At 72.3% G+C, this 23148-nt stretch carries 20 protein-coding genes and 1 pseudogene; 13 read left to right on the top strand and 8 right to left on the bottom strand.

The window, feature by feature from the left end:
• Positions 1-68: 68 nt before the first annotated feature.
• Positions 69-1541, bottom strand: a complete 1473-nt coding sequence (locus OIB37_RS15770) for a diaminopimelate decarboxylase (protein ID WP_443058275.1) — start codon at positions 1539-1541, stop codon at positions 69-71.
• A gap of 196 nt (positions 1542-1737) precedes the next feature.
• Between OIB37_RS15770 and hutU the strand changes: the two genes are divergently transcribed.
• From hutU to hutI, 4 genes are read left to right on the top strand one after another with little or no spacing between them, the layout of a single operon-like run.
• A complete protein-coding gene (gene hutU / locus OIB37_RS15765; RefSeq protein WP_330458228.1) occupies positions 1738-3402 on the top strand; it encodes a urocanate hydratase in 1665 nt (554 codons plus the stop codon).
• Entirely contained in the window at positions 3399-4745 is a 1347-nt protein-coding gene (locus OIB37_RS15760; protein ID WP_443058157.1) for an allantoate amidohydrolase, read from the top strand. Before hutU ends, OIB37_RS15760 begins: the two co-directional genes overlap by 4 nt.
• Positions 4742-6094, top strand: a complete 1353-nt coding sequence (locus tag OIB37_RS15755; protein WP_330458227.1) for a formimidoylglutamate deiminase — start codon at positions 4742-4744, stop codon at positions 6092-6094. The genes OIB37_RS15760 and OIB37_RS15755 overlap by 4 nt, the downstream gene beginning before the upstream one ends.
• Positions 6091-7428 (top strand): imidazolonepropionase, encoded by a 1338-nt coding sequence (hutI, locus tag OIB37_RS15750; protein WP_330458226.1) that lies wholly within the window; start codon positions 6091-6093, stop codon positions 7426-7428. Before OIB37_RS15755 ends, hutI begins: the two co-directional genes overlap by 4 nt.
• A gap of 60 nt (positions 7429-7488) precedes the next feature.
• Here the strand turns inward: hutI and OIB37_RS15745 are convergent, their stop codons facing one another.
• Together OIB37_RS15745 and OIB37_RS15740 are read right to left on the bottom strand one after the other, a co-directional pair.
• Positions 7489-9039, bottom strand: a complete 1551-nt coding sequence (locus OIB37_RS15745) for an RICIN domain-containing protein (RefSeq protein WP_330458225.1) — start codon at positions 9037-9039, stop codon at positions 7489-7491.
• Between the two features lie 281 nt (positions 9040-9320).
• Positions 9321-10235 (bottom strand): RNA polymerase sigma factor SigF, encoded by a 915-nt coding sequence (locus tag OIB37_RS15740; protein ID WP_330458224.1) that lies wholly within the window; start codon positions 10233-10235, stop codon positions 9321-9323.
• 247 nt (positions 10236-10482) lie between these two features.
• Here OIB37_RS15740 and OIB37_RS15735 point away from each other — a divergent pair, with 247 nt between their 5' ends.
• Together OIB37_RS15735 and OIB37_RS15730 are read left to right on the top strand one after the other, a co-directional pair.
• A complete protein-coding gene (locus OIB37_RS15735) occupies positions 10483-10860 on the top strand; it encodes an STAS domain-containing protein (protein WP_330458223.1) in 378 nt (125 codons plus the stop codon).
• Between the two features lie 309 nt (positions 10861-11169).
• The gene (locus OIB37_RS15730) at positions 11170-11730 is read left to right on the top strand and encodes an ATP-binding protein (protein ID WP_330458222.1); all 561 of its coding nucleotides are present in this window, start codon (positions 11170-11172) and stop codon (positions 11728-11730) included.
• 286 nt (positions 11731-12016) lie between these two features.
• On the opposite strand, the gene OIB37_RS15725 is transcribed toward OIB37_RS15730, so the two are convergent.
• Positions 12017-13522, bottom strand: a complete 1506-nt coding sequence (locus OIB37_RS15725) for an oligopeptide:H+ symporter (protein ID WP_330458221.1) — start codon at positions 13520-13522, stop codon at positions 12017-12019.
• A gap of 488 nt (positions 13523-14010) precedes the next feature.
• Here OIB37_RS15725 and OIB37_RS15720 point away from each other — a divergent pair, with 488 nt between their 5' ends.
• Positions 14011-14688, top strand: coding sequence for a response regulator transcription factor (locus OIB37_RS15720; RefSeq protein WP_030341405.1), 678 nt, complete (start codon positions 14011-14013; stop codon positions 14686-14688).
• Positions 14689-14912: 224 nt separating this feature from the next.
• Positions 14913-16184, top strand: a complete 1272-nt coding sequence (locus OIB37_RS15715) for an ATP-binding protein (protein WP_330458220.1) — start codon at positions 14913-14915, stop codon at positions 16182-16184.
• A gap of 290 nt (positions 16185-16474) precedes the next feature.
• Here OIB37_RS15715 and OIB37_RS15710 read toward each other — a convergent pair whose 3' ends face one another.
• Positions 16475-17011, bottom strand: coding sequence for a GtrA family protein (locus tag OIB37_RS15710; protein WP_330458219.1), 537 nt, complete (start codon positions 17009-17011; stop codon positions 16475-16477).
• Positions 17012-17194: 183 nt separating this feature from the next.
• On the opposite strand from OIB37_RS15710, the gene OIB37_RS15705 reads away from it, so the two are divergent.
• From OIB37_RS15705 to OIB37_RS15695, 3 genes are read left to right on the top strand one after another with little or no spacing between them, the layout of a single operon-like run.
• Positions 17195-18334, top strand: coding sequence for a 5-(carboxyamino)imidazole ribonucleotide synthase (locus OIB37_RS15705; RefSeq protein WP_330458218.1), 1140 nt, complete (start codon positions 17195-17197; stop codon positions 18332-18334).
• Positions 18331-18852, top strand: a complete 522-nt coding sequence (gene purE, locus OIB37_RS15700; protein WP_330458217.1) for a 5-(carboxyamino)imidazole ribonucleotide mutase — start codon at positions 18331-18333, stop codon at positions 18850-18852. Before OIB37_RS15705 ends, purE begins: the two co-directional genes overlap by 4 nt.
• A gap of 5 nt (positions 18853-18857) precedes the next feature.
• Positions 18858-20036 carry a dipeptidase gene (locus tag OIB37_RS15695; RefSeq protein WP_330458216.1) on the top strand — a complete coding sequence of 393 codons (1179 nt, stop codon included), beginning with the start codon at positions 18858-18860 and terminating at the stop codon, positions 20034-20036.
• Here OIB37_RS15695 and OIB37_RS15690 read toward each other — a convergent pair.
• Complete coding sequence (locus OIB37_RS15690; RefSeq protein WP_330458215.1) at positions 19985-20446, bottom strand: hypothetical protein; 462 nt, start codon at positions 20444-20446, stop codon at positions 19985-19987. The two genes, OIB37_RS15695 and OIB37_RS15690, sit on opposite strands and share 52 nt — an antisense overlap.
• Between OIB37_RS15690 and OIB37_RS15685 the strand changes: the two are divergent.
• Both OIB37_RS15685 and OIB37_RS15680 read left to right on the top strand, forming a co-directional pair.
• Positions 20429-20701 (top strand): annotated as a pseudogene (locus tag OIB37_RS15685) (MerR family transcriptional regulator); the annotation flags it as partial. The gene OIB37_RS15690 and the pseudogene OIB37_RS15685 sit on opposite strands and share 18 nt — an antisense overlap.
• Before the next feature lie 137 nt (positions 20702-20838).
• The gene (locus OIB37_RS15680) at positions 20839-21945 is read left to right on the top strand and encodes a dipeptidase (RefSeq protein ID WP_330461861.1); all 1107 of its coding nucleotides are present in this window, start codon (positions 20839-20841) and stop codon (positions 21943-21945) included.
• A 244-nt stretch (positions 21946-22189) separates the two neighbouring features.
• Here the strand turns inward: OIB37_RS15680 and OIB37_RS15675 are convergent, their stop codons facing one another.
• Positions 22190-22609 (bottom strand): VOC family protein, encoded by a 420-nt coding sequence (locus tag OIB37_RS15675; RefSeq protein WP_330458213.1) that lies wholly within the window; start codon positions 22607-22609, stop codon positions 22190-22192.
• Positions 22597-22956 carry a VOC family protein gene (locus OIB37_RS15670; RefSeq protein ID WP_330458212.1) on the bottom strand — a complete coding sequence of 120 codons (360 nt, stop codon included), beginning with the start codon at positions 22954-22956 and terminating at the stop codon, positions 22597-22599. The genes OIB37_RS15675 and OIB37_RS15670 overlap by 13 nt, the downstream gene beginning before the upstream one ends.
• Positions 22957-23148 lie beyond the last annotated feature (192 nt).

Raw genomic sequence — 23148 nt, 5'->3', positions numbered from 1 at the left:
TAGTGTGGGCCGACTGCCGCATGTTTCGCGGGAGTTGATCCATTTGTCCGCGAGGTGGCCGGAGCTCGTCAACGGCTCCCGGGGGCATTGAGGGTGGTGAGCGCGTCCACGTGCGCCCCGCCGGATTCCGCCACGATCTCGGGCACCGTCTGCGGCCGCCGTACGGTCGCGAAGGCCACGCCCCCCGCCGGGTCCGGCGCGAAGCCGTAGATCCCCGGCCGCGCCAGCGAGTTGTAGCCGTAGTGGTGTGCGAAGTAGTACGCCCCGGTGTCCAGCGCCGCCGCGAAGTCGCCCTGCTCCAGCGGGGGCAGTGCCCGCCCCTCGGCGAGCAGGTCGCCCGAGAAGCAGGCCGGCCCCGCCACGTCCTGCACCACCTCGGGTCCCGCCTTCGGCCGTCCCTCGGCGTCGTACGCGGCGATCCGCAGCGGCCACGCCGCCGGCGCGTACACCGTCCGCGTGGCCACCTGCACGCCCGCGTGGGTCACCGCGATCCGCCGTCCGCCGGCGCTCTTGGCGTACTCCACCCGGGCCACCACCGTGCCGTGTTTGGCCAGCAGCGACCGCCCGAACTCGGTCACCAGCCCGTACCGCCCGTCGAACAGCCCCGGCACCTCCCGGGCCAGCAGTCGCGCGTACTCGGCGTACGTCGGTGCCTCCGCCTCGCCGGTGAAGTCGACCGGCAGCCCGCCGCCGATGTCGATCGTGTCGATCTGCGGCCGTCCGATCCGCGCGTTGATCTCCTCGGCGAGCGCGTACGTCTCCGCCACGCCCCGTGCCATCAGCGGCAGCGGGATGCCCTGCGAGCCGGTGTGCGCGTGCAGCCGGGTCAGCCACGGCCGGTCCAGGTACGCCCGCACCACCCACTCCCGCGCCCCCTCGTCGCGCAGCGCCACCCCGAACTTGGAGGTCCGCGTCGCCGTCGAGGTCGCCCCGATGCTGCCGCCGCCGATCTGAGGGTTGACCCGGATGCCGAGCGGGGACCGGGGGAGCGCGGACGAGGCGGAGGCGGAGTCGGAGTCGGAGGCGGTCCAGGTGGAGGCGGCGCCTGGGGGAGTGGGCCGGGTGGGGGCCGACCGCACCAGGTCGTCGAGGCGGTCCAGCTCCTGCGGGTTGTCCGCGTTGAGGGCGATGCCCAGCTCCAGCGCCTCGCGCAGCTCGGCCGTCGTCTTGGCGGGCGAGTCGAGGACCGTCAGTTCCGGCGGCAGTCCGGCCGCCCGCGCCAGCGCCAGCTCGCCCGGGCCGGCCACCTCGGCGCCGATGCCCTCGGCGTGCAGCAGGCGCAGGACCGGCACCAGCGGGGTCGCCTTCACCGCGAAGGCGTGCAGTACCGGGGTCCCCGGCGGCACGACCGCCTCGAACGCCGCGCGCAGGGCCGCCGCCGACTCCCGGATGCCGGTGACGTCCAGCAGCCCCACCACCGGCGCGCCGGGCCCCAGCAGCCCCTGTGCCACGGCCGCGCGCACCGCCTCGTCCCGCCGGGCGACGCGCTCCCGGGCCGCCCTGTCCACCCCGTCCTGCTCGTCCGCCCTGTCCCGCTCCACGTGCTCCACGCGCCTGTCCCGCTCCACGTGCTCCGTCTGTTCCACGGTTCTCCCCCGGGTCCTGTCGGGTTCCGCGTACTTTCTCTCGTGTTTCCAGCCAAACACCCGCGGCGCGTGGAAGCGGCCCTCCCGAAGTGTTGACTAGCTCTATTCAGACGGACAGGATGTGAATAGAGATAGCAACAGGAGGCAGACGATGTCGGGACCCCGCCCCGTACGAGCACCGCGCGGCACGGAACTGAGCACCCTGGGATGGCAGCAGGAAGCCGCCCTGCGGATGCTGCAGAACAACCTCGACCCCGAGGTCGCCGAGCATCCCGACAAGCTCGTCGTCTACGGCGGCACCGGCAAGGCCGCCCGCGACTGGCGCTCCTTCGACGCCATGGTCCGCACGCTGCAGACCCTCAAGCAGGACGAGACCATGCTGGTCCAGTCCGGTCGCCCGGTCGGCGTGATGCAGACCCACGAGTGGGCCCCGCGCGTCCTCATCGCCAACTCCAACCTCGTCGGCGACTGGGCCAACTGGGAGGAGTTCCGTCGCCTGGAGGCCCTCGGCCTGACCATGTACGGCCAGATGACCGCCGGCTCCTGGATCTACATCGGCACCCAGGGCATCCTCCAGGGCACCTACGAGACCTTCTCCGCCGTCGCCGCGAAGAAGTTCGGCGGCACCCTCGCCGGGACCATCACCCTCACCGCCGGCCTCGGCGGCATGGGCGGCGCCCAGCCCCTCGCCGTGACCATGAACGACGGCGTCGCCATCTGCATCGACTGCGACCCGCGCGCCATCGAGCGCCGCATCGAGCACCGCTTCCTGGACGTGCGGGCCGACAACCTCGACCACGCGCTCCAGCTGGCCACCGAGGCCCGCGACGCCCGCCGCCCGCTGTCCATCGGCGTCCTCGGCAACGCGGCCGAACTGGTCCCGCAGCTGCTCGCGATGGACGCGCCGATCGACATCGTCACCGACCAGACCTCCGCCCACGACCCGCTGGCCTACCTGCCCGTCGGCATCGCCTTCGAGGACATGGCCGACGCCGCCGCCAAGGACCCGGCCGGCTTCACCACCCGCGCCCGTGAGTCGATGGCCCAGCACGTCGAGGCCATGGTCGGCTTCATGGACGCCGGAGCCGAGGTCTTCGACTACGGCAACTCCATCCGCGGCGAGGCCCAGCTGGCCGGATACGACCGCGCCTTCGCCTTCCCCGGCTTCGTCCCCGCCTACATCCGCCCCCTGTTCTGCGAGGGCAAGGGCCCCTTCCGCTGGGCGGCCCTGTCGGGCGAGGCCTCGGACATCGCCAAGACCGACAAGGCGATCCTCGACCTCTTCCCCGAGAACGAGTCCCTGCACCGCTGGATCAAGATGGCCGGCGAACGCGTCCACTTCCAGGGCCTGCCCGCGCGCATCTGCTGGCTCGGCTACGGCGAGCGCGACAAGGCCGGTGAGCGCTTCAACGACATGGTGGCCTCCGGCGAACTGGCCGCCCCGCTGGCCATCGGCCGCGACCACCTCGACTGCGGCTCCGTCGCCTCCCCCTACCGGGAGACCGAGGCCATGCTCGACGGCTCCGACGCGATCGCCGACTGGCCGCTGCTGAACGCCATGGTGAACGTGGCCTCGGGCGCCTCCTGGGTCTCCCTCCACCACGGCGGCGGCGTCGGCATGGGCCGCTCCATCCACGCCGGCCAGGTCACCGTGGCCGACGGCACGAAGCTGGCCGGCGAGAAGATCCGCCGGGTCCTCACCAACGACCCCGGCATGGGCGTCATCCGGCACGTGGACGCGGGGTACGACATCGCCGAGTCCGTCGCCGGGGAGCGCGGTGTGCGGGTGCCGATGCGCGAGGGTGACGAGGCGTGAGCCAGGGCTCGGGCGGGCACGGCGGCTCTCCGGCGGATGCCGGGGCCTCGTCGCCGGCCGCCGGTTCGGCCGTGCCCGCGTCTTCCGATCCGCGAAACGACGGCCCGCGGCCGGTCACCGGTGCCTCCTTCCACGAGATGTGGCGCGAGCTGCTCCCCATCGGCCGCCACCCCGCCTCCGGCGGCTACCGGCGCCACGCCTGGACCGGTGCCGACGCCGAGTGCCGGGAGTGGTTCAGGGCGCAGGCGCGGTCGCGCGGGCTGACCTACGAGGTCGACCGCAACGGCAACCAGTGGGCGTGGCTCGGGGATCCGGGCGCGGGCGACGCCGTCGTCACGGGGTCGCACCTGGACTCCGTGCCGGACGGCGGTGCCTTCGACGGGCCCCTCGGGGTCGTGTCCTCCTTCGCCGCCCTCGACGAACTGCGCGGGAGGGGAGCGCGGTTCACCAGGCCCCTGGGAATCGTCAACTTCGGTGACGAGGAGGGGGCCCGGTTCGGGCTGGCCTGTGCCGGCTCCCGGCTCACCGCCGGGCAGCTGACCGCCGAACAGGCCCACCGGCTCACCGACAGCGAGGGGATCAGCCTCCCGCAGGCCATGGAGGCCGCCGGGTACGACCCCGAGGCCATCGGCGCGGACCCCGAACGGCTGGCCCGGATCGGCGCCTTCGTGGAACTGCACGTCGAACAGGGCCGCGCGCTGGACCTCTCCGGCGACCGGGTCGGCGTCGCCTCCGCCATCTGGCCGCACGGCCGCTGGCGCTTCGACTTCCGCGGCGAGGCCAACCACGCCGGCACCACCCGGCTGGTGGACCGCCGCGACCCGATGCTGCCGTACGCCGAGACCGTCCTCGCCGCCCGCCGCGAGGCCGAACTCGCCGGCGCCGTCGCGACCTTCGGCAAGATCTCGGTCGAGCCGAACGGCGTCAACGCCATCCCCTCCCTGGTGCGGGGCTGGCTCGACTCCCGCGGCCCCGACCAGGACAGCCTGGACACGGTCGTCGGCGGCATCGAGAAGGCCGCGCGGGAGTACGCCGACGCCCACGGCATCGACCTCGACGTCGTCCGGGAGTCCTTCACCCCGGTCATCGAGTTCGACCACGCCCTGCGTGACGAACTCGCCCGCGTTCTGGAGACGGCGAACGGCCGCCCGGAGGTGCCCGTCCTCGGCACCGGCGCCGGACACGACGCCGGGATCCTGTCGGGGAGCGTCCCGACCGCCATGCTGTTCGTGCGCAACCCCACCGGAGTCTCGCACTCCCCGGCCGAGTTCGCGGCCGAGGACGACTGCGTGGCCGGCGTGGGCGCACTCGCCGCCGTACTGGAAGGACTGGCCTGCCGGTGACCCGAGGAACCTACTGGCTGGAGCACGCCTGGCTGGGCGACCGGGTCGAACCGGGCGTGGTGGTCGAGGTGGCGGACGGCCGCATCACGGCCGTCCGCGAGGAGACGCCCGCTCCGCCGCCGGGGGCCGAGGTGCTGCGCGGCCTTACCCTGCCGGGCCTGTCCAACGCCCACAGCCACGCCTTCCACCGCGCCCTGCGCGGCACCGTCCAGGTCGGCAGCGGCACCTTCTGGACCTGGCGCGAGGTGATGTACTCCGTCGCCGACCGCCTGACCCCGGAGACCTACCACGCCCTCGCCCGCGCGGTGTACGCCGAGATGGCCCTCGCCGGTATCACCTGCGTCGGCGAGTTCCACTACGTGCACCACGCCCCCGGCGGCACCCCCTACGCCGACCCCAACGCGATGGGCGAGGCACTGATCGCGGCCGCCGCCGAGGCCGGTATCCGCATCACCCTCCTGGACACCGCCTACCTCTCCTCCGCCATCCTGAACAAGCACAGCGGTGAGCCGCCCAACGCCCACCAGCTGCGCTTCTCCGACGGCAACGCGGAGGCCTGGGCCGAACGCTGTTCAGTTCTCAAGGAACGGGATCACGCGCGGATCGGGGCGGCGATCCACTCCGTACGGGCCGTGCCCGCCGACCAGTTGCCGACCGTGGCGCGGTGGGCGCAGGAGCGGCGGGCCCCGCTGCACGTGCACCTGTCGGAGCAGACCGCCGAGAACGACGCCTGCCTCGCCGCGCACGGCTGCACGCCCACCCGGCTGCTCGCCGACCACGGCGTCCTCGGGCCGCGCACCACCGGGGTGCACAACACCCATCTCACCGACGAGGACATCGCGCTGCTCGGCGGCTCCGGCACCGGCACCTGCATGTGCCCGACCACCGAACGCGACCTCGCCGACGGCATCGGACCGGCCGTGGCCCTCCAGCGCGCGGGCTCCCCGCTCTCTCTCGGCTCCGACAGCCACGCCGTCATCGACCTGCTCGAAGAGGCCCGCGCGATGGAGCTGAACGAGCGGCTGCGCACCCGCACCCGAGGTCACTGGACGGCCGCGGCGCTCCTGCGGGCGGCCTCGGCCGACGGCCACGCGGCCCTCGGCTGGGACGAGGCGGGCACCCTGGAGGCCGGTGCGCTCGCCGACTTCACGACGATCGCGCTCGACTCGGTCAGGACGGCAGGGCCGCTTCCGCGGCTCGGGGCCGAGACGGCCGTATTCGCCGCGTCGGCAGCAGACGTGTCGCATACGGTCGTGGGAGGCCGGCACGTCGTACGGGACGGGGTCCACACCCTCGTACCGGATGTGCCGAAAGCCCTCGCGGACGCCGTCGAAGCCCTGCGCGGATGACACCGGGCCGCCCACCCGCGCGGCCCGCCCCCGCCTCAGACCTCGTACCCGACCCCAGCGCCGAGCAGGCCACCAAGGACGCCATGAGCAACGCGACGACCGTCAGCCCCGCCCACTCCGCGAGCACCGCGAGCACGCTCATCACCAACATCACCACCCTGGTCACCAACGACCCCTCCTCCGGATGGGGGTCCCCCCGCTCGAGCAAACTCGAGAGTGGGGGAGGATCCCCGCTCGGTCTGATCCAGGACGCGGCCGTCGTCATCGAAGGCGACCGCATCGCGTGGACCGGTGAATCCAGCAAAGCACCCGCCACTGACAACCGGGTCGACGCGGGCGGCCGGGCGGTGCTGCCGGGCTTCGTGGACTCCCACTCCCACCTGGTCTTCGCGGGCGACCGCACCCAGGAGTTCAACGCCCGCATGTCCGGGCGCTCCTACACCGCGGGCGGCATCCGCACCACGGTCGCGGCCACCCGCGCCGCGACCGACGCGGAGCTGGAGGAGAACCTCACCCGCTACCTGGCCGAGGCCCTCCGCCAGGGCACCACCACCTTCGAGACGAAGTCGGGCTACGGCCTCACCGTCGAGGACGAGTCCCGCGCCCTGCGCATCGCGGCCCGCCACACCGACGAGGTGACGTACCTCGGCGCCCACATCGTCTCCCCCGACTACGCGGACGACCCGGCCGCCTATGTCGCCCTGGTCACCGGCGAGATGCTGGACGCCTGCGCGCCGCACGCCCGCTGGATCGACGTCTTCTGCGAGAAGGGCGCCTTCGACGGCGACCAGGCCCGCGCGATCCTCACCGCCGGCAAGGCCAAGGGCCTGCACCCCCGTATCCACGCCAACCAGCTCTCGTACGGCCCCGGCGTCCAGCTGGCCGTGGAACTGGACGCGGCCAGCGCCGACCACTGCACCCACCTCACCGACGCGGACGTGGACGCCCTCGCGAACAGCGCCACGGTCGCCACGCTCCTGCCCGGCGCCGAATTCTCCACCCGCGCCCAGTGGCCGGACGCCCGCCGCCTCCTCGACGCGGGCGTCACCGTCGCCCTGTCCACGGACTGCAACCCGGGGTCGTCCTTCACGTCCTCCGTCCCCTTCTGCATCGCCCTGGCCGTACGGGACATGCGCATGACCCCCGACGAGGCGGTCTGGTCCGCGACGGCCGGCGGCGCCGCGGCCCTGCGCCGGGACGACATCGGCCGCCTCACCCCCGGCGCCTACGCCGACCTGACCCTCCTCGACGCCCCCAGCCACGTCCACCTGGCCTACCGCCCGGGCGTCCCCCTGGTCAGCGGGGTGTGGCGCCGGGGCGTACGGGTGGCGTGACCGGCCCAGAACCCGGTTCGAGGGGCGGCGCGGGCCAAGTGGCCGAGGCGGGCGGCGGGTTCAGCGTGACCCCGCTCGCCACCGCTGGGCCGCCCCGTCGTTCAGCGGACGCAGTTCCACCCCGTCCCCGCCGTCCGGTGTCACCGCCGTCTCGATGGCGATCTCCGGGCGGATGGTGCCGTCGGGGTCGACGGTGAAGCGGAGGTTCTGGGCGTGGCTGCCGTAGATCGAGTCGCATTCCCAGATGCCCACCCCCCGGTCGGCCGCGCCCCGGCTGTCCAGGCAGTAGTCGGAGTCGGCGGCCGAACGCAGGACCTCCAGACCGGCGTCGAAGCTCCAGCGCTGGGTGTCGGAGGAGGAGCAGGGGGCGGTGACGACGTCGTTGCCCTCGTCGAAGTCACCGTCGCGGACGTCCAGGCAGCGGCCCGTCGCCACGTTCACCACCTGGGCGTAGGTACGGCCCGGGGGCACGGGGGCGGGCGGGGGCTTGGGGGACGGGGGCGGCGCCGGACGGTGTGAAGTCGCGCTGGGGGAAGGCGGCTTGGACGTGTGCGTGGGCTTCGGGGTCGGGGAAGGCGTGGGAGAGGGAGAGAGGGACGGGGACGGGGAGACCGTCGCCGGGACCGTCGTCGCGGGCAGCGAGGGAGTCGCCGCCACCGGCTGCCGGTCGCCGTCGTCCTGGGAGTGCAGCAGGAACACCAGCAGCGGGACGAGGGCGACGCCCAGGGCCGCCGAGGCCAGAAGGTAGCGGCGCCGCGGCGGCGAACCCGCCGCGGAGACGGGGGACATGAGCGCCGTCGGCACACCGTCTTCCCGGGTGTACGACGTCCCCCGCCACGGCAGCAGGCCCTCCGCCAGAGCCTGCCCCGGGGTGTTCCGCAGGGCGGTCAGGTCCTCGAACGCGGCCGCGCAGTAAGGGCAGTGTGCCCGATGCGAGTCCAGGTCGACGCTGGGACGCGGGGCGTCCCGCAGCACCGCCTCCTCGATCAGGCGGCGAAAGTCGCCGCAGCGCGGGTCGTCGGAGGCGGCCAGCCGGAGTCTCACGCAGGCCTGCGCCAGCGACTTGAGGGCCTGCGGGGTGCCGTAGGCCACGTCGGCGGGGCCGATCCCGAGGTACGCGGCGGTCCGCTCGGCGGATTCCCGTTCGACGACGCCGTACCAGATCAGGCCCTGGAGGCGGGACGGGAGCGACTGGAACGCCGGGAGCAGGGACGGGGTCGGGCCCTCGGGCAGGGCGGCGGAGTTCAGCACCAGCAGCAGGCCCGGGTCCAGGCCCGCCGCGCGCTCGTCGCGGGCCCAGCCGGCCGCCGAACGGGCGGCCAGCAGCAGGAGGTGGTGCCGCAGGGGGACGTTCGGCTCGATGCCGCGTGCGATGTCGCGGGCCGCCGTGGTGAGCGCCTCCGCGGTCAGCCGGCGGGCGGTCGCGTCGCCGGAGGTGCACAGGCGGGCATAGGCGAGCACGGACGGCTGGTGCCGGCGGCGCAGCTCCTGCAGAGCCGGGTACGCCGTCACGGTGGGTGTGCGCAGCAGCTCGGTGAGCCGCGCGTCCGGCGTGTTTTCGATGCCCCCGCCTTCGCCCTCGCTCGAATCGGCCCGGTCGCCCTGAGCCATGCGCACCCTCCGTCCCTCAGGGTTTCTGACGTACCAGCCAGTTTGGTGGCCCATCGTGGTGGAGGAGAGCGGTTCGGGGAAGAGGTTTCCCGGACTATTCGGGGAAGGGGTTTCGGGGGCTGCGCGGGAGGGGGCTGCCCGGAAGGGCCCGGTGCCGTGTCCTGATACGCCGAGGCGGCCCGGCCGGGGACCGGGCCGCCTCGCGCGCGTGGCAGCGCTGAAGGGCAGGGCGGGGCGGGGCTGTGCCGAGGGCAGGAGACGCCCCCGGCCGCCCGCGTCCGTCACTCCTCCGTGGTCAGCCCCCTGCGCAGGCGCACCAGCGTGCGGGACAGCAGGCGGGAGACGTGCATCTGGGAGATGCCGAGTTCGTCGCCGATCTCCGACTGGGTCATGCCCGCGACGAAGCGCAGGGACAGGATCTTCCGGTCGCGGGGCGGCAGTTCGGCGATCAGCGGCTTCAGCGACTCGACGTACTCGATGCCTTCGAGTCCGTGGTCCTCGTACCCGATGCGGTCCGCGAGGGCGCTTTCGGAGTCGTCCTCCTCCGGCTGGGCGTCCAGGGAGGAGGCGGTGTAGGCGTTCGAGGCGGCCATGCCCTCGACGACCTCCTCGCTGGGGATGCCGAGCCGCTCGGCGAGTTCCGCGACGGTGGGGGCGCGGTCCAGCCGCTGGGCCAGCTCGTCCCCGGCCCTGGCCAGGTCCAGGCGGAGCTCCTGCAGACGCCGCGGTACGCGTACGGACCACGAGGTGTCACGGAAGAAGCGCTTGATCTCGCCGATGATGGTCGGCATCGCGAAGGTGGGGAACTCCACGCCGCGGGAGAGCTCGAAGCGGTCGATCGCCTTGATCAGTCCGATCGTGCCGACCTGGACGATGTCCTCCATCGGCTCGCTGCGGGAGCGGAAGCGGGAGGCGGCGAACCTGACGAGCGCGAGGTTCAGTTCGACGAGCGTGTTGCGTACGTACGCGTGCTCGTGCGTGCCTTCCTCCAGCGACTCCAGGCGCGCGAAGAGGGTCTTGGACAGGGCCCGCGCGTCCACCGGGCCCACCTCGTCGAAGGGGGGGATCTCCGGGAGTCCCTCGAGCGGGTCGAGGGCGGCGATGGGCTGATCCAGCTGTTCCGGTGGGGGTGTCGACGACGCGATCCGGGTAGGTGATCCGAGCCGGGTATGCGCTGCGTCGAGCCGGGGTGACATGGGTGTCCTCCATCGTTCTCGGCATATGGCTGCCGAAGCCAGGTGCGTGCACTGCGGAGTGCGGCGCCTCCAAAGCCGGCGTGTAGGGGCAGGTGTCCCTACTAGGCCTATCGGCTCCGGTGAGTCGATCGCAAGTGCCTTACGTGGTGATATGACCGACTTAGAGAGGTTGTTCGGCTGTCGGATGCCTCATGGAAGGCGTAGTGTTCGAGGGCATCAGCAGCCACGACCTCGGGAGAGAGACGGCATGGACCACGGGATGGTCGGCAGCGCACAGTCGGGCCGGCTTCTGGTGGAGGTGCGGGAAGAGGGCTCCAGCGCCGTAGTGACACCGGCGGGTGAGCTCGATCACCACACCGCCGATCTGCTGCGCGAGCCACTCGACGCCCTCCTGGCGAAAGGCTTCTCGCGACTTGTCGTGGACTGCTCGCGGCTTCAGTTCTGTGACTCCACGGGCCTGAACGTGCTGCTCGGAGCCCGCTTGAAGGCGGACGCCGCCGGAGGCGGGGTCCATCTCGCGGGAATGCTCCCCGTGGTCGCGCGCGTGTTCGAGATCACCGGGGCCGAGGCGGTCTTCACCGTCCATGCCTCCGTCGAGGCGGCACTGTCCGGCGAGACCGGCTGATCCCGCTTCCCCACGCCGCTCCCACAGGCCGGGGTGAACAGGGGGGTGTCCCGCCGGAACGGCCGGGCAGGAGTCATCCTGATGAACCCCTTCGCCACGTGTCGCCGGAATACTCCGGAAGCCGGTCTCCCGGCCTGGACGCGGCGCGTGCGGCACGTTCGATACGTTCGGTACGTGTGTACCGCACGTGCGGTACGTGTGCGGCACGTGCGCGGCGCGAGGGGACGAGCGACGACCGACGTACGGCCGGTACCGAACGGAGCCGGACTTTTGAATCGTGAACTGGTGAATCGGTGAGGTGAGGCGCTGATGAGCACCACCCGGCCCTGCTCGCCGGGCGACCGCGGCCATGAGCCGAGCGGCGCTTCGGGGGTGTCCGAGGGGAGTGTGCCGGTGACCGGCACGTCCATGAAGGCAGCCGCGCCGCCCACGTCGGCCGAGGGCGCGCGGGGGATCCCCGGACGGCAGGTCCGCAGGCTGCGCCTGCACGGCGAGAGCGGGGTCGTACCGCTCGCCCGCGACTACACCCGCCAGGCGCTGTACGCCTGGGGCTGGCTGCCCGCCGCCGGCGCCGACCAGCGGGCCGCCGCCGAGGACGTCCTGCTGGTCGTCTCCGAGCTGGTGACCAACGCCTGCCTGCACGCCGAGGGCCCCGACGAGCTGTTCCTCGCCTGCGACGGCAAGGTGATCCGGCTGGAGGTCTCCGACCGCGGCAGCGGCCAGCCGGCCCCCCGTACCCCGCACCGCGCCGGCCGCCCCGGCGGCCATGGCATGTTCATCGTCCAGCGGCTGTGCCTGGACTGGGGCGTCGTACGCACCCAGGGCCGCCCCGGCAAGACGGTCTGGGCGGAACTGGGCGCCCCGGCCTGAGCGGCGCGCTCCGCCGCGCCCCGCGGCATCCGTAGCACCGCGGGGCGAAGGCGTACCGGCGACGCCTGTCGGCACACCTGCCGCGACCCCGGCCGCCGGTCACACGGGCGTCCTTCCTGCCGCGAGCTGCCTCGCCTTGCCCCGAGCTGCCGGGGCCCCCGAAGCGGTCACCCCGCAGCCCCCGGCAGCCCCTGGCAGCCCCCTTCAGTGCCCGGAAAGCCGAAAGGGCCACCGTGTCCCCCCGAGGGAGTCGGTGGCCCTTTCGGCCGTGGTCAGCGGTGGGCCGCTAGTTGACGCTGCCCATCAGAGCCTTGACCTTGCTGCGGTACATCCAGACCGCGACACCGGCGATCACGGCGAGCACGGCCTCCAGGGCGACGAAGCCCATCTTGTCGAGGTTGACCCCGCCGACGGCCGGGTTCGACAGCAGCGCGGTGACCGAGTCGCCCGCGGTGACCGCGAGGAACCAGACGCCCATCATCTGCGAGGCGTACTTCTTCGGCGCCATCTTCGTGGTCACGGACAGACCCACCGGCGACAGCGTCAGCTCGCCGACCGTCTGGATGAAGTAGATCGCGACCAGCCACATCGCCGCGGCCTTGTGACCGCCCTCGGCGATCGACAGCGGGGCGAGGAAGAGGAAGAAGGACGCGCCGACCAGCACCAGACCGGAAGCGAACTTCACGATCGTGCTCGGCTCCTGGCCGCGCTTGTTCAGCCACAGCCACAGCCAGGCGAAGACCGGGGCCAGCGCCATGATCATGACCGGGTTGACCGACTGGTACCAGGAGACCGGGAAGCCCCAGCCGGCGATCGTGTTCTTGGCCGACTCGTCGGCGAAGATCGACATCGTCGAACCGCCCTGGTCGTAGATCATCCAGAAGACGGCGGCGGCCACGAAGAACCAGACGTACGCGGACACCTTCGAGCGCTCGGCGTCGTCGAGGTCCTTGTCCCGGCGGATGCGGGCGATGACCAGGATCGGGACGATCAGACCGATGATCGTGAGCGGGATCAGCGCCCAGTTCAGGGTGAAGTGGCCGGTGCCGCCGACGAGGCCGTAGAAGACCGCGGCGATGGCCAGCCAGATCAGGCCCTTGCGCAGCGTGGAGGCCTTCTCCTCGGCGGTCAGCGGGGTCGGGACCTCGCTGCTCTTCTCGCTCAGGTGGTGGCCACCGAGCAGGAACTGTCCCAGACCCAGCGCCATGCCGACCGCGGCCAGCGCGAAGCCGAGGTGCCAGTTGACGTTCTCGCCGACGGTGCCGATGACCAGCGGGGCGGCGAAGGCGCCCACGTTGATGCCGACGTAGAAGAGGGTGAAGCCACCGTCACGGCGCGGGTCGTCCGCGCCCTTGTAGAGGTGGCCGACCATCGTCGAGATGTTGGCCTTCAGCAGACCCGAGCCGATGGCGACAAGGACCAGGCCGACGTAGAAGGCGGCGGAGAAGGGCACGGCCAGGCAGAGGTGGCCGATCATGATGATCGCACCGGCGACGGCCACCGTCTTGCGGGGACCGAGGAAGCGGTCCGCGATCCAGCCGCCGGGCATGGCGAGCAGGTAGACGAGGGACACGTACACCGAGTAGATCGCGGTGGCCGTGCCCGCATTCAGGTGCAGGCCACCGGGGGCGACCAGGTACAGCGGGAGCAGAGCCCTCATGCCGTAGTAGGAGAAGCGCTCCCACATCTCGGTCAAGAAGAGAGTGGCCAGGCCGCGGGGGTGGCCGAAGAAGGTCTTCTCGGAACCGGGGGTGCCCGGTCGGACCGAAGCCTTAGTCAGGCTGGACGCCATGGTCGTTCCTTGCTGGTCTGGACGCGCGTTGGAGCGCTGCACGCCCGGTGGGGGCCGGCACCGGCAGGGTCGGCCGTCCACCCCCACGCCCAGGGGGAGCCCGCACCGGTTTGTCGGAGCGGAGGACAGCGACCACCGGGATCCACGCCCTGGACGCGTCGCTGCGTCCTGAGCCCGGCCAGAGGTCATTCCTTTCAAGGCTGATCGATGTCAGCCCACACAACAGAGAAAGACCCTCAGCGTCACTGCCAGCCGAAGGTCCCCGGTGTGCTACAGGCGTTCAGATCACCATACGGCAGTACACCGCCGGATATGGAAGGACTTGAGACGCGGATCACAGGTGTTCGGGGAACCGCGGGCCCTGTTTCGGAGGTCTCTCCTACGATCGCATCCCACAGGCAATGGTTCGTACCAGCGGGGCGTGAAGGTAAGAATCCCCGGAACCGGTCACACCCCGGCACCACGCGCGGGCGGTCTACCATCAGCTCATGACTCGTGTACTGCTCGCCGAGGACGACGCGTCCATCTCGGAACCCCTGGCTCGCGCACTGCGCCGGGAGGGTTACGAGGTCGAGGTGCGCGAGGACGGACCCGCCGCGCTCGACGCCGGTATGCAGGGCGGTGTCGACCTGGTCGTGCTGGACCTCGGCCTGCCCGGTATGGACGGCCTGGAGGTCGCCCGCCGGCTGCGTGCCGACGGTCACGCCGTGCCGATCCTCATCCTGACCGCGAGGGCCGACGAGGTGGACACCGTCGTCGGGCTGGACGCGGGTGCCGACGACTACGTCACCAAGCCCTTCCGGCTCGCCGAACTGCTCGCCCGGGTGCGGGCCCTGCTGCGCCGCGGTGCCGCGGAGCCTCAGCAGCCGCCGGCCACGCACGGTGTGCGTATCGACGTCGAGTCGCACCGGGCCTGGATGGGGGACGAGGAACTCCAGCTCACCGCGAAGGAGTTCGACCTGCTGCGCGTGCTCGTGCGGGACGCCGGCCGCGTGGTGACCCGGGACCAGCTGATGCGGGAGGTCTGGGACACGACCTGGTGGTCGTCGACCAAGACGCTCGACATGCACATCTCATGGCTGCGCAAGAAGCTCGGCGACGACGCGGCCAACCCCCGGTACATCGCCACCGTGCGCGGCGTGGGTTTCCGCTTCGAGAAGAGCTAGCGGCTTCGAGGGAGGCCGGCGGCGTCGAGGAGAGCCGGCCGCCACCGGGCTGCCGTGGGCGGTACGGGCCTCACGCGCCGCACGGGCTTCACGCGTCGCTCGCCCGCGTGGCACAGGCGCCTCACGCGGTACGCGCCCACGCGGCGTGGTCGCAAGCCGGCCGGGGCCCGCACCCCCGAGGGGTTGCCACACTGGTGTCGTAAAGCCACCCCCGGAGGGCCCCCGTGCGTCGTCGTCTCATCCAGTCCACCCTTGCCGTCGTCCTCGTGGTGATCGCCGTCTTCGGCGTGTCGCTGGTGATCGTCGAGACGCGGACGATCAGCAACAGCGCCCAGGAGCGGGTGGAGTCCGAGGCGATCCGGCTCGCCAGCATCGTGGACAGCCGGATCCTCGCGGCGGAGAACGTCAACGCCGACGTGCTGCGCAATCCGGTCAGCAAGGAGCAGTACGCGGTGATCCGCGTCCCCGGCCGGCCGCCGATCGAGATCGGCACCAAGCCCGAAGGGGACGTGATCCACTCCACGCAGCACGGCGAGGAGGGCGAGACGGTCACCGTGCAGGAGCCGCGCTCCGCCGTGACCCGCGAGGTCGGCCGCACGCTGCTGATCATCGGCCTGGTCGCGCTGCTCGCCGTGATCGCCGCCGTGCTGCTCGCCGTACGCCAGGCCAACCGGCTCGCCTCCCCGCTGACCGACCTCGCCGAGACCGCGGAGCGCCTCGGCTCGGGCGACCCGCGCCCGCGGCACAAGCGCTACGGCGTCCCCGAGCTGGACCGGGTCGCCGACGTGCTGGACTCCTCCGCCGAGCGCATCGGCCGGATGCTGACGGCCGAGCGGCGCCTCGCGGCCGACGCCTCCCACCAGCTCCGCACCCCGCTGACCGCGCTGTCCATGCGGCTGGAGGAGATCACCCTCACCGACGACCCGGAGACGGTGAAGGAGGAGGCGACCATCGCGCTGACGCAGGTGGAGCGCCTGACGGACGTGGTGGAGCGGCTGCTGACGAACTCGCGCGACCCGCGCACCGGCTCCGCCGTCACCTTCGACCTCGACGAGGTCATCCAGCAGCAGCTCGCCGAATGGCGGCCCGCCTACCGCGGCGTCGGCCGGGCCATCGTCAGCTCCGGCAAGCGGCACCTGCGGGCGGTCGGCACTCCCGGGGCGGTCGCGCAGGTGCTCGCCGCGCTGATCGAGAACTCGCTCATGCACGGGGGCGGCACCGTCGCGCTGCGTACCCGCGTCACCGGCAACCAGGCCGTCATCGAGGTCACCGACGAGGGGCCCGGGGTTCCGGCCGACCTGGGCGCGCGGATCTTCGAGCGGACGATCAGCGGGCGGAACTCCACGGGGATCGGCCTCGCCGTGGCCCGCGACCTCGCCGAGGCCGACGGCGGACGCCTGGAGCTGCTCCAGACGCAGCCGGCGGTGTTCGGGCTGTTCCTGTCGCGCACGCCGCCCTCCCGCAAATCGGACGACAACCAACCGACGGTCCGCTGACGGGTCCGGGACGAGCTCACGCGGCCTGAAGATCTCGGAAGTCCCCGGGACGGCCCGCGCGGCCCGAAGCTCCCAGGAGGGGCTCTCGCGGCCCCGCACCCCCGGGGCGGCCTCCCGCGGCCCGAAGCCTCCGGGAGGGACTCACAGGCCCCAAAGCTCCCGGGGCAGCCCCCTAGGGGGGCCTGGAGGCAGCAGGCCTACGGAACCAGGGAAGACCTGGGGTCAGGGCCTACGGAACCCAGGGGCGACCTGGGGGCCACGCCCTACGGGACCTAGGCGGCCAAGGGGGCCTACGGGACCCGCTGGCGGGGCTTGGGGCGCCTGTGCTGCCGTGCGACGGACTGCCGCCGGGCCGCCGTCCCCTGCTCGACGACCACTTCCCCGCCGGCGACGGCATCCCGCGCGGGCGTCGTCCGGAACACCCAGCTGCGGTACGACCAGAAGCGGAACAGCGTCGCGACGCCGATGCCGACGAACTTGAAGACGTTGCTCTGCAGCGGCGTGTCCCAGCCGAGGCCGTAGGTCGCGAGGAACAGCACGCCGTTCTCGATGACCAGGCCGATCGCGCTGAACACCAGGAACAGCACGAGCTCCCGGGTGCGGCCGCTCTTCTCACGGTCCCGGTACGTCCAGTAACGGAAGCCGATGTAGTTGAAGACGATCGCGACGACGGTCGCGATGATGCTGGCGCGCACGACCGGCAGGTCGGAGAGATGCCGGACCAGGTTGAACACGCCGAGATTGACGAGGACGCCGGCACCGCCGACAGCGCCGAACTTGGCCAACTCGCGTACGAGCCGTTGCAGCCCCGAGGAACGCCGTTCCATGGCTGTGCAGCTCCTGTCCGTAGGTTTCGTCAGCCAAGCCATGTTAGCCAGGTGATCCCGCCGCCGCCTGTGGACCTGACCACTTCCCGGAAACTGATCGGAAAGAGCCGGGAAAGCGCCGGGTAAGAGGATGCGAGCGGGACGGGCTCCGGAGGAGGTCGGCGCGGCCGATACGCTAGGGGGGTGACGTTCCCGGTAGTCGGCATGGTCGGCGGGGGGCAGCTCGCGCGTATGACGCACGAGGCGGGCATCCCGTTGGGCATCAGGTTCAAGCTCCTCAGTGACACTCCCCAGGATTCCGCGGCGCAGGTCGTGAGCGAAGTCGTCATCGGCGACTATCGCGACCTCGACACGCTGCGCGAGTTCGCGCGCGGTTGTGACGTGATCACCTTCGATCACGAACACGTACCCACCGAGCACCTACGGGCCCTGGAGGCGGACGGCATTCCCGTGCGCCCGGGGCCCGACGCGTTGGTGCACGCCCAGGACAAGGGCGTCATGCGCGCGAGACTCACCGAGATCGGGGTGCCCTGCCCGCGCCACCGCATCGTGGCCGATCCGCAGGACGTCGTCCGCTTCGCGGCGGAGGGGGACGGCTTCCCCGTCGTCCTCAAGACGGTCCGCGGCGGGTACGACGGCAAGGGCGTGTGGGTCGTGGAGTCCGCAGAGGAGGCCGCCGACCCGTTCCGCGCCGGCGTTCCGGTCCTCGCCGAGGAGAAGGTCGACTACGTCCGCGAGCTGGCCGCCAACGTCGTACGCTCCCCGCACGGACAGGCCGTCGCCTACCCGGTCGTCGAGTCGCGGCAGGTGAACGGCGTCTGCGACACCGTGATCGCGCCCGCGCCCGGCCTCGACGAGGAGCTGGCGCTCAAGGCCGAGGAGATGGCCCTGACCATCGCCAAGGAACTCGGCGTCGTCGGCCACCTCGCCGTCGAGCTGTTCCAGACCCGCGACGGTCGCATCCTCGTCAACGAGCTGGCCATGCGCCCGCACAACTCGGGCCACTGGACCCAGGACGGCGCGATCACCTCGCAGTTCGCCAACCACGTCCGCGCCGTCCTCGACCTGCCGCTCGGCGACCCGCGCCCGCGCGCCCGCTGGACGGTCATGGCCAACGTCCTCGGCGGCGACTACCCGGACATGTACTCCGCGTACTTGCACTGCATGGCCCGCGACCCCAAGCTCAAGATCCACATGTACGGCAAGGACGTGAAGCCGGGTCGCAAGGTCGGGCACGTCAACACTTACGGCGACGACCTGGACGACGTGCTGGAGCGCGCCCGTCACGCAGCCGGCTACCTGAGAGGCACGATCACAGAATGACCCCCGTTGTTGGCATCGTCATGGGGTCGGATTCCGACTGGCCCGTCATGGAGGCCGCCGCCAAGGCCCTCGACGAGTTCGAGATCGCCTACGAGGTCGACGTCGTCTCCGCGCACCGCATGCCGCGCGAGATGATCACGTACGGCGAGCAGGCCGCCGAGCGCGGTCTGAAGGTGATCATCGCCGGGGCCGGCGGCGCCGCCCACCTGCCCGGCATGCTGGCCTCCGTCACCCCGCTGCCCGTCATCGGCGTGCCCGTCCCGCTGAAGTACCTGGACGGCATGGACTCCCTGCTGTCGATCGTGCAGATGCCGGCCGGTGTGCCCGTCGCCACGGTGTCCGTCGCCGGTGCCCGCAACGCCGGTCTGCTCGCGGCCCGCATGCTCGCCGCGCACGACGAGGAGCTGCTGCAGAAGATGCGCGAGTTCCAGCAGGACCTGAACGACCAGGCCACCGAGAAGGGCAAGCGCCTGCGGTCCAAGGTCGAGGGTGCAAGCGGCTTCGGGTTCGGGAAGTGACACGGATGACCTCTCTCGAAGAAGCCCGCGCCCTGCTGCGTGAGTTCCCCGTCGTCGACGGCCACAACGACCTGCCGTGGGCCCTGCGCGAGCAGGTCGCCTACGACCTCGACGCCCGCTCCATCGACACCGACCAGAGCGCCTACCTGCACACCGACCTGGCCCGGCTGCGCGCCGGCGGCGTGGGTGCCCAGTACTGGTCGGTGTACGTCCCCTCCGACCAGCCGGGGGCCGCGACCGCGACGCTCGAACAGATCGACTGCGTACGGCAGCTGATCGACCGGTACCCGGCCGAGCTGCGCTCCGCGCTGACGGCCGCCGACATGGAGGCCGCGCGGGCCGAGGGCCGTATCGCCTCGCTCATGGGCGCCGAGGGCGGCCACTCCATCGACGACTCCCTCGCCGTCCTCAGGTCCCTGTACGCCCTGGGCGTGCGCTACATGACGCTCACCCACAACGACAACAACGCGTGGGCGGACTCGGCGACCGACGAGCCGAACGTCGGCGGCCTGTCGGCCTTCGGCCGTGAGGTCGTCCGGGAGATGAACCGCGAGGGCATGCTCGTCGACCTCTCCCACGTGGCCGCGACCACCATGCGCGACGCGCTGGACACCACCGCCGCGCCGGTGATCTTCTCCCACTCCTCCGCGCGCGCCGTCTGCGACCACCCGCGCAACATCCCCGACGACGTGCTGGAGCGGCTGCCCGCCAACGGGGGAGTGGCGATGGTGACGTTCGTGCCGAAGTTCATCCTCCAGGCGGCGGTCGACTGGACGGCGGCGGCCGGCGCCAACCTGCGCGCCCACGGCCTCCACCCCCTGGACACCACGCCCGAGGCGATGAAGCTCCACCACGCCTTCGAGGAGACCAACCCCCGTCCGATCGCCACCGTGTCGACGGTCGCCGACCACCTCGACCACATGCGCGAGGTCGCCGGCATCGACCACCTCGGCATCGGCGGCGACTACGACGGCACCGCGTTCACGCCCGACGGCCTGAACGACGTCTCCGGCTATCCGAACCTGATCGCCGAACTCCTGGACCGCGGCTGGTCCAGGGCCGACCTGGCCAAGCTGACCTGGCAGAACTCGGTCCGCGTGCTGGGCGCGGCGGAGGACGTGGCCCGCGACCTTCAGAGCACGCGCGGCCCGTCGAACGCCACGCTCGGCTCGCTCGACGGCTGACCGGCGAGGGCGGGGTAGTCGGTGTAGCCGGCCGCCCCGCCCACGTACATCAGATACCGGTCCCGGACCGGGTTGAGCGGGGCGCCCAGACGCAGCCGCGCGACCAGGTCCGGGTTGGCGAGGAACGGCCGGCCGAGAGCGACCAGGTCGGACCCGGCGGCGAGCATCTCCCGGGCGGCCCGGGACACGTCCTCGGTGGTGAGACCGGCCAGGACCGGGTTGCCGATCAGGACGCCGGGCCAGTCGGCGCGGATACGGCGGTAGACGCCGGTGTCCGGGTCGGCGCGCACGAGATGCAGGTAGGCCAGGTCCAGGCCCCTCAGCCGCGCCACCAGTACGCGGTAGAGGACGTCGGTGTCGTCCTCCAGGACGCCGTTGACCGTGCTCCCGGGAGAGATCCGCAGCCCCACCCGGTCGGCGCCGATCGCGTCGGCCACCGCGTCATCCGGATCCAGGAGCTGTACGCGGCCGGACTGCACAGCGAGAGGATCCGCCGGCTGCTGCCGTGCATGCGCGACCAGGACGGCGGGCCCTCCGCGATCGCGACCCCCAGGCTCGTCGCCGACCTCGCCGCCGAGCGCGACCGCATCGACCGCATGATCGCCGACCTGGCGCGCTCCCGAGACACCCTGGACGAGGTCATCAAGGCGGCCGGACAGCCCTGACGGACGGGCCGGGCAGCCCTGACGCGTGTACCCCCGAACGCCCCACTCGCCAGGAAGGATCCGTACGCTCCGTGCGACCGTGGCCCTACGCCCGCCCCGAGCACGGCGTAGCTCACGACGACGTACGGAGCCCGCGCATGGCCGACCTCCAGAACGACCTGCCCACCACGACCGAGGTCGGTGAGCTGCCGGACGACCCCTTCCCGGCCGAGCCCCACGACCGAGGCGCCGGGGACGAGGACCTGGAGCGTGCCCGCGCCCTGCTCGCGGAACATCCCGTCGCCGACGGCTACAGCGGGCTGCCGTGGGCACTGCGGCACCTGAACCAGTACGACCTGGAAGCGGGCGAGACTGCCGTCGACACCGACGTGCCCCGGCTGCGCGAGGGCCATGTGGGCGCCCTGTTCTGGTCGCTGCACCAGCCCGAGAGCCCGTCCGGCGGCGCGCTGACCGCAGCCCTGGACCAGCTCGACCTGGCGCGCGCGGTCATCGACACCCACCCCGAGGGCCTGCGCCTGGGCACCACCGCCGGGCAGATCATCGACGCCCGCAACTGCGGCCGGGTCGCCGTCGTCCTCGGCCCCGCCCAGGCCGCCGCGCTCGACGACTCCCTGGGCGTCCTGCGCTGCCTGCGCACCCTCGGCCTGCGCGTCCTCACCCTGACCGGCACCGCCTGGGCGGGCGCGGCGGGGCTCAGCCGGTTCGGCGAGGAGGTCGTACGGGAGATGAACCGGCTCGGTGTCGTCCCCGACCTCTCCGGCGCCTCGGAGGCCACCGTCCGGCGGACCCTCGCGGTCTCCAGGACCCCCGTGCTCTGCACCCGCTCCGCCGCCGCCGCGCTGCGCCCGCACCCCGCCAACCTGCCCGACACCCTGCTCGCCGAGCTGGGCGAGGCCAAGGGGCTGTGCATGGTGCCGCTGACCGCCGAGCAGACCGGCCCGACCGTCCGGGACGTCGCCGACCACCTCGACCACGTCCGCTCGGTCGCCGGCCCCGAGTGCGTCGGCCTGTCCGGCACCTACGACTCCGGCGCCACCCACCCCCACGACCTCGCCGACGCCTCCCGCTACCCCCACCTCGTCGCCGAACTCCTCCGCCGCGGCTGGTCCGAACCCGAACTGTCCCTGCTGACCTGGGGAAACGCCCAGCGAGTCCTCCGCAGCGCCGACTTCGCCGCCAAGGCCGCACAGCACCGCCGGGATCCGTCGACGGTACGGATGACGGAGTTGGACGGCAGGATCTAGGGGGTGTCTCCCCCGATCTTCGCGGGTCCGCGACGCCCGGCACGGCACCTCGCCGCACGGCCGAATCGCCCACGTACGCCCAGTACGAGGGCGATCCGGCCGCACGCCGAGGCACCGCACCGGACGCCGCGGCCTGATCCACGAAGATCGAAGAGACACCCCCTAGAACCCCGGCAAGATCCCGAGGACAGGCCCCTGGCGACCGCACCCCGCAGGCGTGTGCGGGCGGCCGGCCGCCAGAGCCTCAGGGGCGCTCGATCCGGCACAGGCAGAACGGATGCCCCGCCGGGTCCGCGTACACCTGGAAGTCCTTCGCCTCCCGGTCCGCCAGGTCCAGGGGACGGGCGCCCAGCGCCACCACCCTCGCGTGGGCGGCGTCGACCTCCTGCCAGGTCGCGCCCGCGTCGAGGTCGAGGTGGAGCTGCTGGGCGTTGCCGCCCTCCCGCGGCCAGGCGGGCGGCCGGTGGCCCGGTTCCCGGTTGAAGGCCAGCCGTGGGCCGCCCGGGACCTGGAGCACGACCCAGTCCGCGTCCTCGGCCCAGGGCGCGCCTCCCACGACCGCCGCGTAGAAGCCGGCGAGCGCGAGCGGGTCGGGGCAGTCGAGCACGACGGAACGGAAACGGGCCACGGGCGCCGTGGAGGCGTCCACGCTCAGCCCGCGCACAGGCAGAACGGGTGTCCCGCCGGGTCGGCGAAGACCCGCCAGGTGCGCGCCCTGTCCGCCGTGTCCAGCGACCGCGCGCCCAGCTCCAGCACCGCCTTCTCCGCGACGTCCAGATCCGCCACCGTCAGGTCCAGATGGAACTGCTGCGAACCGTCCGGCGCCGGCCACCGCGGCGGGACGAAGTCCGGCGCCTGCTGGAAGGCCAGCGTCCGGCCGTCGGGCAGCTTCAGGTCCACCCAGTCCTTCTCGACCTGCACCGTGCCGCCCAGCAGCCCGGCGTAGAAGCCGGCCAGTGCCTGCGGGTCGGGACAGTCCAGGACGACGGCGCCGAGCTCGGCGAGAGCCATGAGTTCCTCCTCGGGGTCCGGAACCTTCCGCAACCGGCCTACCCAGGGAGGCGGATGATCAATACCGGGCCAAGGAGAGTTAAGGCGCCGGGAGTTCGGCGGCCGGCACCCGGTCCCGTGGTGCAGAATGCGGGAAGACGCCGGTTCGGCCGACTGAGCCTCGGCCGAACCGGCGTCCCCGGTGAAGTGACA

It is taken from the genome of Streptomyces sp. NBC_00820 (assembly GCF_036347055.1).
GTDB lineage: Bacteria > Actinomycetota > Actinomycetes > Streptomycetales > Streptomycetaceae > Streptomyces.
Note: the sequence above shows the minus strand (reverse complement) of the source record. Positions and strands in the feature narration are given on the sequence as shown.

What these genes read in the sequence shown, in the direction of transcription:
- hutU (WP_330458228.1), top strand. Translation starts at nt 1,738, where the DNA reads ATGTCGGGACCCCGCCCCGTACGAGCACCGCGCGGCACGGAACTGAGC.
- hutI (WP_330458226.1), top strand. Translation starts at nt 6,091, where the DNA reads ATGACACCGGGCCGCCCACCCGCGCGGCCCGCCCCCGCCTCAGACCTC.
- OIB37_RS15745 (WP_330458225.1), bottom strand. Translation starts at nt 9,039, where the DNA reads ATGGCTCAGGGCGACCGGGCCGATTCGAGCGAGGGCGAAGGCGGGGGC.
- OIB37_RS15740 (WP_330458224.1), bottom strand. Translation starts at nt 10,235, where the DNA reads ATGTCACCCCGGCTCGACGCAGCGCATACCCGGCTCGGATCACCTACC.
- OIB37_RS15735 (WP_330458223.1), top strand. Translation starts at nt 10,483, where the DNA reads ATGGACCACGGGATGGTCGGCAGCGCACAGTCGGGCCGGCTTCTGGTG.
- OIB37_RS15730 (WP_330458222.1), top strand. Translation starts at nt 11,170, where the DNA reads ATGAGCACCACCCGGCCCTGCTCGCCGGGCGACCGCGGCCATGAGCCG.
- OIB37_RS15725 (WP_330458221.1), bottom strand. Translation starts at nt 13,522, where the DNA reads ATGGCGTCCAGCCTGACTAAGGCTTCGGTCCGACCGGGCACCCCCGGT.
- OIB37_RS15720 (WP_030341405.1), top strand. Translation starts at nt 14,011, where the DNA reads ATGACTCGTGTACTGCTCGCCGAGGACGACGCGTCCATCTCGGAACCC.
- OIB37_RS15710 (WP_330458219.1), bottom strand. Translation starts at nt 17,011, where the DNA reads ATGGAACGGCGTTCCTCGGGGCTGCAACGGCTCGTACGCGAGTTGGCC.
- purE (WP_330458217.1), top strand. Translation starts at nt 18,331, where the DNA reads ATGACCCCCGTTGTTGGCATCGTCATGGGGTCGGATTCCGACTGGCCC.
- OIB37_RS15695 (WP_330458216.1), top strand. Translation starts at nt 18,858, where the DNA reads ATGACCTCTCTCGAAGAAGCCCGCGCCCTGCTGCGTGAGTTCCCCGTC.
- OIB37_RS15680 (WP_330461861.1), top strand. Translation starts at nt 20,839, where the DNA reads ATGGCCGACCTCCAGAACGACCTGCCCACCACGACCGAGGTCGGTGAG.
- OIB37_RS15670 (WP_330458212.1), bottom strand. Translation starts at nt 22,956, where the DNA reads ATGGCTCTCGCCGAGCTCGGCGCCGTCGTCCTGGACTGTCCCGACCCG.